Origin of the sequence: Vaginisenegalia massiliensis, from assembly GCF_900604935.1 — a bacterium.
GTDB lineage: Bacteria > Bacillota > Bacilli > Lactobacillales > Aerococcaceae > Vaginisenegalia > Vaginisenegalia massiliensis.
In genome coordinates, this window is the sequence record NZ_UWPC01000004.1 from 110423 (window position 1) to 122979 (window position 12557).

At 39.0% G+C, this 12557-nt stretch carries 12 protein-coding genes and 1 pseudogene; all 13 read left to right on the top strand.

Features of this window, described 5'->3' with window-relative positions; translation table 11 throughout:
- Positions 1-9: 9 nt before the first annotated feature.
- The 13 genes and pseudogenes from EIH20_RS03755 (at position 10) to EIH20_RS03815 (ending at position 12548) form a co-directional block, all read left to right on the top strand.
- Complete coding sequence (locus EIH20_RS03755) at positions 10-1188, top strand: tRNA(Met) cytidine acetate ligase (protein ID WP_164470858.1); 1179 nt, start codon at positions 10-12, stop codon at positions 1186-1188.
- 94 nt (positions 1189-1282) lie between these two features.
- The gene (locus tag EIH20_RS03760; protein WP_124058028.1) at positions 1283-1834 is read left to right on the top strand and encodes a YceD family protein; all 552 of its coding nucleotides are present in this window, start codon (positions 1283-1285) and stop codon (positions 1832-1834) included.
- A 34-nt stretch (positions 1835-1868) separates the two neighbouring features.
- Positions 1869-2054 (top strand): 50S ribosomal protein L32, encoded by a 186-nt coding sequence (gene rpmF / locus EIH20_RS03765; protein WP_124058029.1) that lies wholly within the window; start codon positions 1869-1871, stop codon positions 2052-2054.
- A 137-nt stretch (positions 2055-2191) separates the two neighbouring features.
- Positions 2192-2788: pseudogene (gene clpP / locus EIH20_RS03770) on the top strand (ATP-dependent Clp endopeptidase proteolytic subunit ClpP); the annotation flags it as partial.
- 335 nt (positions 2789-3123) lie between these two features.
- Complete coding sequence (locus EIH20_RS03775) at positions 3124-4164, top strand: sugar-binding transcriptional regulator (protein ID WP_124058031.1); 1041 nt, start codon at positions 3124-3126, stop codon at positions 4162-4164.
- A 32-nt stretch (positions 4165-4196) separates the two neighbouring features.
- Positions 4197-5198 carry a type I glyceraldehyde-3-phosphate dehydrogenase gene (gene gap, locus EIH20_RS03780; protein WP_124058032.1) on the top strand — a complete coding sequence of 334 codons (1002 nt, stop codon included), beginning with the start codon at positions 4197-4199 and terminating at the stop codon, positions 5196-5198.
- A gap of 111 nt (positions 5199-5309) precedes the next feature.
- Positions 5310-6500 (top strand): phosphoglycerate kinase, encoded by a 1191-nt coding sequence (locus EIH20_RS03785; protein WP_124058033.1) that lies wholly within the window; start codon positions 5310-5312, stop codon positions 6498-6500.
- Between the two features lie 39 nt (positions 6501-6539).
- Positions 6540-7298 (top strand): triose-phosphate isomerase, encoded by a 759-nt coding sequence (gene tpiA, locus EIH20_RS03790; RefSeq protein ID WP_124058034.1) that lies wholly within the window; start codon positions 6540-6542, stop codon positions 7296-7298.
- Positions 7298-8827, top strand: a complete 1530-nt coding sequence (gene gpmI, locus EIH20_RS03795) for a 2,3-bisphosphoglycerate-independent phosphoglycerate mutase (protein ID WP_124058035.1) — start codon at positions 7298-7300, stop codon at positions 8825-8827. The genes tpiA and gpmI overlap by 1 nt, the downstream gene beginning before the upstream one ends.
- A gap of 97 nt (positions 8828-8924) precedes the next feature.
- A complete protein-coding gene (gene eno / locus EIH20_RS03800; RefSeq protein ID WP_124058036.1) occupies positions 8925-10223 on the top strand; it encodes a phosphopyruvate hydratase in 1299 nt (432 codons plus the stop codon).
- Between the two features lie 572 nt (positions 10224-10795).
- Positions 10796-11101, top strand: coding sequence for a DUF6442 family protein (locus EIH20_RS03805; RefSeq protein WP_124058037.1), 306 nt, complete (start codon positions 10796-10798; stop codon positions 11099-11101).
- Between the two features lies 1 nt (position 11102).
- Positions 11103-11342 (top strand): helix-turn-helix transcriptional regulator, encoded by a 240-nt coding sequence (locus EIH20_RS03810; protein ID WP_124058038.1) that lies wholly within the window; start codon positions 11103-11105, stop codon positions 11340-11342.
- Positions 11343-11711: 369 nt separating this feature from the next.
- A complete protein-coding gene (locus EIH20_RS03815) occupies positions 11712-12548 on the top strand; it encodes an aldo/keto reductase (RefSeq protein WP_124058039.1) in 837 nt (278 codons plus the stop codon).
- Positions 12549-12557: the final 9 nt, after the last annotated feature.

Below are 12557 nucleotides of genomic sequence, written 5' to 3' on the forward strand. Positions count from 1 at the left end.
GGGATTGCTGTGTCAGTTTTAGGAATTATTTGTGAGTATAATCCCTTTCATAATGGTCACGCTTGTCAAATAAACTATGGACGTCAATTAATCGGGTCTGAAGGTATCTTGATTGCCTTAATGAGTGGAAATGTGGTCCAACGTGGTGAATTTGCTTGCATCGATAAATGGACAAGAGCGGCTGCTGCTTGCCAACATGGGGCTGATTTAGTAATAGAGTTGCCGCTTTTAGCGACGTTGCAGTCAGCTGATTACTTTGCTGAATTTAGTATTCGTTTACTTTCTGCTTTAGGGTGTCAATCTTTCCTGTATGGTACAGAAACAGCCACAGATGAGCAATTAAGGCAGATTGTAGACTGGCAAGAGCAACATCATAGCTTGTTACAAAATCACATTCAAGCCCAATTAAAACAAGGTAAAGCTTATAATGTTGCCTTTCAAAATGCATGGCAAGAAGTTGCACCAAAGAATATGGCCATTAACCCGTTTAGTCCGAATCATTTATTAGGCTTGCAATATTTATCGGCTAATGCCAAGTTGCCTCAACCACTTAAGAGTTACGCGCTAGAACGTGCCAAGGTTGATTTGGAAGGCAAGCCAATCTTATCGGGATCAGCTATTCGTCAACAAGCAGTGGCACAACCCAATTCCTTAAAGCTTGCCGTACCAATGCTTGTAGCTCAAATGTTAAACAACCATGGACCGGTTACGATGGAAGATTATTGGCCGTTTCTTCGCTATAAACTGACCGTAAGTTCTCCTAGCGAATTAGCTACCTATTACGGAGCAAAAGAAGGAATCCAAAATAGGTTAAAAGAAAAATTGGCCGAACAATCGACCTATAGTCAATATATTTCTGACCTAAAAACAAAGCGTTGGTCTTATAATCAATTCGCGCGCTTGTTGTTATCGATTTTATTGAATATCAAGGATGATGAGTGGAGACAAGCTCAAGATGCTTTTTGGCATGAGCCAAATTTACGTTTGCTAGCTTTTTCTTCGAGGGGGCAAGCGTATCTCAACCAAAATAACGCCAATTTAGGGCTAGACATTTGGTCTAATTTAAGGAAGAATAGAGAAGACTCATACCGCTTCAATTTACAAGCGGATCGTGTCTATCAATTGAATCCTGAGGTAAAGATAGCTGAGCAAATTCGTGCCCGCTATCCTATTACTTATTCACCATGAACTTTGCTTGATTTTTGCTAAGAATGTTTAGAAGCATTGACACTTGACTGTTTGTTGAGTATAATAAATTTTGTCGTTTTAGAGGTGATTATAGATGAAATGGACACTGAAACAGATTCGTGATAGTAAACAAGGTTGCCTCTCATTTGATCTCATGATTGATGTTGAAGCTGCTTTGAAAGCTAGAGAATCATCTGTCATCCATTTGGATCCCGTTCAAGTAACCGGCGATCTCGTTGCTCGGGGACAGGAATATGTTTTACATTGTCAACTTAAGACGATTATCACTTTACCGTCAACGCGGACTTTAGAGCCTGTAGCTTTGCCTATGGAGCTACCAATTAGAGAACGCTATGTCGGTGTAGAAGATGACGTTGAAGCCGATGAGTACGAGGAAACCACAATCGTTCTTGAACACGATTATATTGACCTCGAACCAGCTGTCGTAGATGTGATTCTTTTGAATTTGCCAATGCAAGTCATTGGCCCAGATGAAGAAGATCAACCATTGCCTACGGGGAATGATTGGACAGTTGTAACGGAAGAAGAATACAAGGAGCAGATTGAGAAGCTGAAATCGGAAACGATTGATCCTCGGTTTGCTAACTTAAAAGCTCTATTAAACGAAGATCATACGAATGACTAAAATTAGTTATTCATAAACCAGGAGGTGTAAAATCATGGCAGTACCAAAAAGAAGAACATCTAAAGCTCGTAAAAACAGACGTCGTACTCACTTCAAATTAGAAGTGCCTGGAATGAACGTATGTCCTGAATGTGGTGAATTAAAAATGAGCCACCGTGTATGTCCAGCATGTGGCCACTATGATGGTAAAAAAGTTGTAGAAGTTGCAAACGAAAAATAATGTCATTATGGAATCGGAGCTCTGCTTCGATTCTTTTTTATTGGAGGCTGTTGCTTGACCTTGTTTGACCTTTAGGTTACAATCAAACAGTAGCAATATATACCAACAAGTCCTTTTGACTTGATGAGGAGGAAGACAAAATGAATTTAATTCCAACAGTAATCGAACAATCATCTCGTGGCGAACGTGCCTATGATATTTATTCGCGTTTATTAAAAGATCGCATTGTTATGTTAAGTGGTCCAATAGATGATCAAGTAGCGAATAGTGTCATTGCTCAACTATTATTTTTGGACGCACAAGATCCTGAGAAAGATATTTACCTATATATAAATTCTCCTGGCGGAAGTGTGACAGCTGGTTTAGCTATTTACGACACCATGAATTTTATTCATGCTGATGTTCAGACGATCGTCATTGGTTTAGCGGCTTCAATGGGATCCTTCCTTTTGACGGCTGGGACTAAAGGTAAACGTTTTGCCTTACCAAATTCAGAAATTATGATCCACCAACCTTTAGGTGGAGCCCAAGGTCAGGCGACTGAGATTGAAATTGCAGCTCGTCATATTCTTAAAACGCGTGAGCGCTTGAATGCGATATTAAGTGAACGGACGGGTCAACCATTAGAGGTCATTGAGAAGGACACAGATCGCGATAACTTTATGACAGCAGAAGAAGCGAAAGCGTATGGCCTTATTGATGAAGTGATGGTCTCTTCAAAAGATTTAAAATAAAAGACGAAACAGATTAGCTTGATGTTAATCTGTTTTTTTGTTTAGCAGTAGAATCCTTATAGATTATCATAAAAGGATAACAAATTATTTTTTCATAAAGTAAAGAAATCTAGCCCTAAATTGTGAAAATATGGTCGTTTACTGTCCTTTGTGACGACTTGTACAAAGGTGGGAAATGGTGAACAAGCCAGATATAGAGTGAGGCTTGCGAACACCGTTGAGCTATGGTATTATTAAACCGTGGTTGAGACAAAGATTCTCAAACATAATATGATTAAGATGTGCACATAATCTTATGATGATATGGTCGTATATCGACCAACAAGGAGGCCTACATGGACGATATTTTTTCAATCATGCAGGTTGTTGTTCCCGAACTTAGTGATGCTTTTTCAAGCCGGATCAGCATTCTTCGGACCTTATCACAGACTAATCAGACGCTAGGACGTAAGGCTCTTTCACAAAGCGTTAATTTATCAGAGCGAGCGACGCGGACTATTATTGATGATCTTAAAGAGCAACAATTGGTCCAAGTATCACGTGCAGGTATTAAGCTTTCTGACTTAGGCAGAGAAATCTTAGAGCTCGTTGATCAGTCTATGCAAGCTTCCAATCGGTTTTACGAATTGGAACAGAATTTGAAACGTTGTTTAGGTATACAGAAATGTTGGATTGTTCCTGGCAATGGTGATACTCATCTCCTCGTTTATGAAAGCTTGGGTAAGATGGTACAGCGAGTTTTGTTACGGTATTTACCGTCCAAAGAAGCTGTGGTCACCGTCACAGGTGGATCAACGATTGCGCAAATCGGACAAAGTTTTACGCCTGAATTAAGTCGCCAACGTGATGTAACCTTTGTCCCAGCTAGGGGTGGAGTCGATGGGTCTTTCACGATTCAATCGAACACGGTTGCGGGGATTATGGCTCAGCAAACCAATGGACATTATCGCTCACTCTTTATTCCTGAGAATTTAGCAGAGACGACGTCTAAAGCCCTTTTAGCTGATGAAAAAATTAAAGAAACGATTGAATTGAGTAAACGGGCAGATTGTTTATTATTCAGTGTAGGTCAAGCACAAGTGATGGCTCAACGTCGCGATTTAAATTCGCAACAAAGACGAATTTTAGCAGAAGCGGATGCGGTAGGTGAAGCGTTTGGCGTTTTCTTCAACAAAGCCGGCCAAGAAGTTTTACGTTTACCACGAATTGGCATACAGTTAGAAGATTTACAACACATTCCGGTACTCTTAACAATTGTGGCTGGAGCTTCGAAAGCTCAAGCAGTCACCGCTTATTTTAAATTAGCTTCTCATCACGGTTGGTTAATTTGTGATGAAAGCATTGCACTCAAGGTTTTAAACGGGGAAACCCATTAAAATAAAAAATTCCTTAAGGAGGAAGTCAAATTATGACAGTAAAAGTTGGTATTAATGGTTTTGGACGTATTGGTCGTTTAGCATTCCGTCGGATTCAAGAATTGGAAGGAATCGAAGTAGTAGCGATTAATGACTTAACAGACGCTAACATGTTAGCCCACTTATTAAAATATGACACAACTCAAGGCCGTTTCAATGGTGAAGTAGAAGTGTTAGATGGTGCCTTCAAAGTTAATGGCAAAGAAGTTAAAGTTTACTCAACACCAAATCCTAACGAAATTCCTTGGGGTGAAAATGGTGTCGAAATCGTCTTAGAAGCGACTGGTTTCTTCACTTCAAAAGAAAAAGCTGAATTACACTTACAAGGTGGCGCAAAACGTGTTGTTATTACAGCTCCTGGCGGTAACGACGTTCCAACTGTTGTTTACAATACTAACCACGAAATCCTTAAAGGTGATGAAACAGTTATCTCTGGTGCATCATGTACAACAAACTGCTTAGCACCAATGGCCGATGTATTAAACAAAAAATTTGGTATCGTTCAAGGTATCATGACTACTATCCACGCTTACACAGGTGACCAAAACACTTTAGACGCTCCACACCGTAAAGGAGACTTCCGTCGTGCGCGTGCTGCTGCTGAAAACATCATTCCTAACTCAACAGGGGCAGCTAAAGCAATCGGTTTAGTTATTCCTGAATTAAATGGTAAACTTGACGGTGCAGCTCAACGTGTGCCAGTGGCAACAGGTTCATTAACAGAATTAGTTTCTGTTTTAGAAAAACCAGTTACAGTTGAAGAAATCAACCAAGTGATGAAAGAAGCAGCTAACGAATCTTATGGATATACTGAAGATCCAATCGTTTCAAGTGATATCGTTGGTATTTCATTCGGTTCATTATTCGATGCCACTCAAACTAAAGTGATGACTGTTGGCGACAAACAATTAGTTAAGACAGTTGCTTGGTATGACAATGAAATGTCATATACTGCTCAATTAATCCGTACTTTAGAATATTTCGCTAAATTATAATCATCGAATAGCGTTTTACTTATTAAAGCGTCTATCCAACTGATGGCGGAGGGGCTGACGCTTCTCTGCCATTTTCTATGATAAATAAGTAAACCTATATAGGAGGATCTTATGGCAAAGAAAACAATTAAGGATTTACAAGTTGAAGGCAAAACAGTCTTAGTTCGGGTTGACTTTAATGTTCCAATGAAAGATGGCAAGATTACTGATGAAAATCGAATTCAAGCTTCTTTAGAGACGATTAAATACTTAATCGATCATCAGGCAAAATTGGTTCTTTTCTCTCACTTAGGTAAAGTTAAGACTGAAGAAGATAAAGCTAAAAATGATTTGAAACCTGTTGCTGAACGCTTAAGCCAAATCTTGGGCAAAGAAGTGGTGTTTTCAAGTGTGACTCGCGGTCAAGAGTTAGAGGATAAGGTAAAATCACTTAAAGCGGGTGATGTTTTATTAGTTCAAAATACCCGTTACGAAGATCTAGATGGTAAGAAAGAATCTGGTAATGATCCAGAATTAGGTAAATACTGGGCTTCTTTAGGTGATGTTTTTGTAAATGATGCCTTTGGTACAGCTCACCGTGCTCATGCTTCAAACGTGGGTATTGCCTCTCATTTAGAGTCTGCGGTTGGCTTTTTAATGGAAAAAGAAGTGAAGTTTTTAGGAGATGCGGTTGACCAACCCGTTCGTCCATTCGTAGCCATTTTAGGAGGAGCAAAAGTATCCGACAAGATTAAGGTTATTGAAAATCTTTTAGATAAAGCTGATAAAGTGATTATCGGTGGCGGTATGGCCTTCACTTTCTTAAAAGCACAAGGAAAAGAAATCGGTCAATCTCTACTTGAAGAAGATCGAATTGAACTAGCTAAACGTTTGTTAGAACAAGCGGGTGACAAATTAATCTTACCAGTAGATACAACCGTAGCAGATGCCTTTTCTAACGAAGCCAACATCAAAGTGGTTTCGATTGATGATATTCCAGCAAACTGGCAAGGGCTTGACTGTGGACCTAAAACAGTTGAATTGTTTGCGGATGTGTTAAAAGATGCGAAGACCGTCGTTTGGAATGGCCCTATGGGTGTATTCGAAATGCCAAACTTCGCAAAAGGCACAATAGGGGTTTGCCAAGCAATTGCTGACTTAGAGGATGCTACGACAATTGTTGGTGGGGGCGATTCAGCTGCAGCCGTTGCCCAGTTAGGCTATGAAGATAAATTTAGTCATATTTCTACAGGTGGCGGGGCATCGTTAACCTATTTAGAAGGTGTTGATTTACCTGGTGTCGTGTCAATTGACGACAAGTAAGCCGCAAACATTAGCTTTACAAAAAAGGAGAGTATCATAATGTCACGCAAACCTATTATTGCAGGTAACTGGAAAATGAACAAAACAGCTCAAGAATCAGCAGAGTTCATTCAAGCTGTTAAAGACAAAATTCCAGCCAAAGATTTAGTTGATTCTGTAGTTGGAGCACCCGCTTTATTTTTAGAAAATATGACCGGTGCGGTAAAAGGAACAGATCTTCAAGTAGCTGCTCAAAATTGTTATTTTGAAGAAGCTGGTGCCTTTACGGGCGAAATTAGTCCTAAAGCGTTGAGTGCTTTAGGTGTTGACTACGTAATTATTGGCCACTCTGAACGTCGTGAATATTTCCACGAAACAGATGAAGATATCAATAAGAAAGCCCATGCGATTTTCCGTAATGGCATGGTTCCTATTGTTTGCTGTGGTGAGAGTTTAGAAACCTATGATGCTGGTCAAGCAGAATCATTTGTTGGTAAACAAATTTCAGCCGCTCTTCAAGGACTGACTAAGGGGCAAGTAGCCTCAATGGTGATTGCTTATGAACCAATCTGGGCCATTGGCACAGGTAAGTCAGCTACTAAAGATGATGCCCAAAAGATGTGTGCAGCCATCCGTCAAGTTGTGGCTGGTGATTTTGATCAAGAAACAGCTGAAAGTGTTCGCATTCAGTATGGTGGTTCAGTAAAACCTGAAAATATTGCTGAATATATGGCTTGCCCTGACGTGGATGGAGCCTTAGTTGGTGGCGCTAGTTTGCAAGCTGATTCTTTCTTAGCACTATTGGAGGCTGTCAAATAATGAGTAAAGCCCCAGTAGCCATTATTATCCTAGACGGTTTTGGCTGGCGTCCAGAAGTGGAAGGCAACGCCGTCGCTCAAGCAAATAAACCTAATTTCGATCGCTACTATCAGACTTTTCCCCATACAACTTTAAAAGCCTCAGGCCTAGACGTTGGTCTTCCTGATGGTCAAATGGGAAATTCAGAAGTAGGGCATACTAATATTGGGGCTGGACGGATTGTTTATCAAAGTCTGACTCGTATTGATAAAGCCATTCAAGATGGTGAATTTGAGACGAATCCAGCTTTAAATGCGGCTTTTAGTCATGTGCTTAGCCATCAGTCTGCTTTACATTTGTTTGGTCTTGTTTCCGATGGAGGTGTTCACAGTCATCTCAATCATTTATTAGCCTTAGTTGAAACAGCTAAAGTGAAAGGAATTGATAAAGTCTATATCCATGCTTTTATGGATGGACGCGATGTGGCACCAAATTCTGGTTTGGGATATATCCAAGAACTTGAGTCTGCATTGAGAGAAATGGGTCTAGGGCAAATTGCGACTGTTTCTGGCCGCTATTATGCGATGGATCGTGATAAACGTTGGGAACGGGTTCAATTAGCTTATGACGCCATTGCGCGTGCCAAAGGTCAAAGCTTTGAATCAGCTCAAGTAGCTGTTGAAGCTTCTTATCAAAAAGAGGTTTTCGATGAATTTATTGTACCAACGGTAATCACGCAAAACGGACAACCTGTGGCTATGGTTGAAGATAATGATGCAATCATCTTCTTCAATTTCCGACCAGACCGGGCCATTCAATTGTCTAATGCCTTTACTGATCAAACTTGGGAACATTTTGATCGCGGTCAAAAAGCCAAGAATGTTAAATTTGTAACCATGACTTTGTATAATCCAAGTATTGTGGCCGAAGTCGCTTTCCCACCAATTCCTATGACCAATGTTATTGGTGAGGTATTATCTAAAGCAGGCTTGAAACAATTAAGAATTGCTGAAACAGAGAAATATCCACACGTCACCTTCTTTATGAATGGTGGGCGCAATGAGGAATTTCCTGGTGAAGATCGGATTTTGATTCCTTCACCTAAAGTAGCAACCTATGATTTGAAACCGGAAATGAGTGCTTACGAAGTAGGCGATGCGTTATACCAAAGCATTCTCAATGATGAACACGATGCGATTATTCTTAACTTTGCCAATCCAGATATGGTTGGTCATTCAGGGATGTTAGAACCAACCATTAAAGCGATTGAAGCAGTAGATGAAAACTTGGGTAAAGTGGTCGATGCTATTCTTGCCAAAGGTGGAGCAGCTATTATTTTTGCTGATCATGGTAACTCTGAAACCATGACCACACCAGAAGGTAAACCTCATACGGCTCATACTACGGTCCCTGTGCCCGTTATCGTCACTAAGTCAGGGATTCAACTAAGAGAGGGCGGTCGTCTTGCGGACATCGCTCCAACCATGTTAGATTTATTAAATCTAGCCCAACCTAAAGAAATGACCGGTGAAAGTCTAATTATTAGATAAAACGGGAATTTGCTTTTAAAGAAAGTCATTTAATATTAAAATATAACTTAGGTAGGATCTTCGGATACTATCAAGAAATAAAGGGAGAGAAAAAATTATGCCATTTATTACCGATGTTTACGCACGCGAAGTCTTAGATTCACGCGGTAACCCAACAATTGAAGTGGAAGTTTACACTGAAAGCGGTGCTTTTGGTCGCGGTATGGTTCCATCTGGAGCTTCTACAGGTGAATATGAAGCTGTTGAATTACGTGATGGAGACAAAACACGCTACAATGGTAAAGGTGTTTCTCAAGCGGTTGATAATGTAAATGAAATTATTGCCGAAGCTATTTTAGGTTTTGATGTTTTACAACAACAAGCTATCGACCAATTGATGATCGAATTAGATGGTACTCCTAACAAAGGTAAATTAGGTGCAAATGCGATTCTTGGCGTATCAATCGCTGTAGCAAGAGCAGCAGCTGACTACTTAAATGTACCTTTATATCAATACTTAGGTGGTTTCAATACGAAAGTATTACCAACACCAATGATGAATATTGTAAATGGTGGTTCACACTCTGATGCTCCAATCGCTTTCCAAGAATTCATGATCTTGCCTGTGGGAGCACCAACTTTCAAAGAAGCTTTACGTTGGGGTGCTGAAATCTTCCATTCATTAGCTAAAATCTTAAAACAACGTGGTTTAGTTACCGCTGTCGGTGACGAAGGTGGTTTTGCTCCTTCATTTGAAGGAACTGAAGACGGTGTTGAAACCATTTTAGAAGCAATTAAAGCCGTTGGTTTAGAACCAGGTAAAGATGTTTTCTTAGGTTTTGACTGTGCCGCTTCTGAATTCTATGAAGATGGTGTTTATGACTATACTAAATTTGAAGGGGATAAAGGCGTTAAACGTACTTCTGCTGAACAAGTGGATTACCTTGAAGAATTAGTTAACAAATACCCAATCATCACTATCGAAGATGGTATGGATGAAAATGACTGGGAAGGTTGGAAATTATTAACCGACCGTCTTGGCAAAAAAGTTCAATTAGTCGGCGATGACTTATTTGTAACTAACACTAAGAAACTATCTGAAGGTATTGAAAAAGGAATTGGTAACTCAATTCTTATTAAAGTTAACCAAATCGGTACTTTAACGGAAACATTCGATGCCATCGAAATGGCTAAAAAAGCTGGTTATACAGCTGTTGTGTCTCACCGTTCTGGTGAAACGGAAGATTCAACAATTGCGGACATTGCTGTAGCTACTAATGCTGGCCAAATCAAAACAGGTTCATTATCACGTACTGACCGTATTGCTAAATACAATCAATTATTACGTATCGAAGATGAATTAGGTGAAGTGGCTAAATACGAAGGATTAAAATCTTTCTACAACTTAAAGAAATAAGCTAATAAATCTATAAATAAAACGACTTAACCTGTAATGGTTGGACCGTTCTAAGCCAAGGTCTTAGAACTCACATGACTACTCTCTTTGTACGCATCGTAGATGCTACAAAGAGATGCGCGTCGTGATGTCCTCATAACCATTAGGATTAAGTCGTTTATTTTATTTTCGGATATTTTGAATAATATAGGCCACAAAATAACAAAACAATCTAATAGTGAGACCGTTTCAAGCCAAGGTCTTGAAACTTACTTTGTTATTCTCTTTGTACGCATCATAGATGCTACAAAGAGATGTGCACAAAGTATCTTTGAACACTATTCTGATTGTTTTGTTTTTATTTATTCAACGTTAGATTGCAGCAAATCAGCTAATGGTTTGTGCTAAAGACCGTACTAGGACTAGATCTTATTTTTCTTTTATATATTAAGAAAAAAGCATTATTGATAATGGCTTTGGAAGTTGCTAACAATGATGTTATTAATAGAAAAAATAATCACACATATTGAAAAAATATGCTACAGTGATATACTATTTATGCAAAGTAAACTTGGCAAAAGAGAGGATTATTTATGAATTCTAAAGACATTTTAAAGATAGCCCAACAAGAAAAAAATGATGAACGAAACGTGTTTCTGAGAGACAAATCAAGTGTTTGGATCTCAAGTACTCTGATTGCCTTAGCAGGTCTTGTATCGGGTATCCGCGATTCTCATAATCAAAATTTCTATGATATTTTTGCCATTGTTTGTATTTCGCTAGCGGCTGGTGAATTTTACAAGTATCTTATGAAGAAAAATTTAAAACATTTGTTATTAGTGGTAGGTTTGCTACTAGCAGGGTTCATTGCCGCCTATTATTTTTTGGCGGGGCTATAGTATGGAATCCAAAATCATACTAAGAAATAACCTAAAAGAAGTTCGGAAAGAGCTTCATCTATCTCAAGCAACATTGGCTGAGCTCGTTGGCGTATCAAGAAATACAATTTCATCAATTGAGACGGGACAGTATACACCTACAGCAAAGTTAGCATGCTTAATTTGTATGGCTTTGAATAAAAAATTCGAAGAATTATTCTATATTATGCTTGTAAGCGATAGTGTTGATGAAAAAGGATAATATAAATATTACATTTAATTAATTAATTCTGAATCATAATATTTTGTTTAATCAAACACTATTGAGCTCAACGGGAAACCATGTTCTTGATGTATTATTCGAGTTAATTTTTCTATTTCTTTTAATTCTTGTACCAGAGATGCTCTGGTCTGAGTATAAAATTAAGCAGATCAATAAAGACTTGGAATAATCTTCGCAATTTGGTAGATTAAATTAGTATAGTTCAAGAATGCTAGTTTTAGTTAATAAAAGAAATATGATAAAGAGAAATGAATTTGCTTGTTGTTTTCGGAAGCAAGATGAGTTCTTATGTGCGTCTTTTTTCTTCTGGGTTTATAATGAAAGGGTCAGAAGATGGAGGGGTTGAAGATGAGTTCAATATTAGATCAGGGTACTTTAGGAATAGGAACTTGGTATTTGGGTGAAAATCCCCATAATCGAGAACAAGAGTTAGCCTGTCTTCAGTATGCGATTGAAGCGGGAATTTCGATTTTGGATACGGCTGAGATGTATGGTGAAGGACTAGCAGAGTCCTTGTTGGGTCAAGCGATTAAGCCTTATGATCGAGATAAATTGTATCTTGTTTCAAAGGTTTTACCCCAGCATGCGAATCAGCGAGACTTAGAACAAAGTCTTGATGGTTCTTTAAAACGTTTAGGAACAGACTATTTAGATTTATATCTCTATCATTGGCGTGGCGAGACTGAACTAGAAGAAACGATTGAGATGTTAACGCGGATGCAGGAGAAAAATAAAATTAAAGCCTGGGGTGTGTCGAATTTTGATTTGGAAGATATGCAAGAATTAGCTAGTCTTTCATTAGGCCAAGCATGCCAGGTTAATCAAGTCTTGTACCATTTAGGGTCGAGGGGAATAGAATATGCTCTCAAACCTTATCAGGATCAGCAAGGAATTGTGACCATGGCCTATTGTCCTTTGGCTCAAGCGGGTCTATTGCAGAAAGAATTATTGACTCATCCGACAGTGATTGAGGTGGCAGACGGTTTAGGTATTTCGGTCTATCAGGTCTTGTTAAGCTTTGTGCTGAGTCAATCTAACATGGTCGCAATTCCGCGAACAAGTCAATTAAATCATATGAAGGATAATTTGGATTGTCGTGAGTTAACTTTGCCTAAGCCATTACGAGATGCTTTGGAATTGGCTTTTCCCAAACCAAGCAAACGATTACCACTCGATACAGAATAAGGAGTTAGT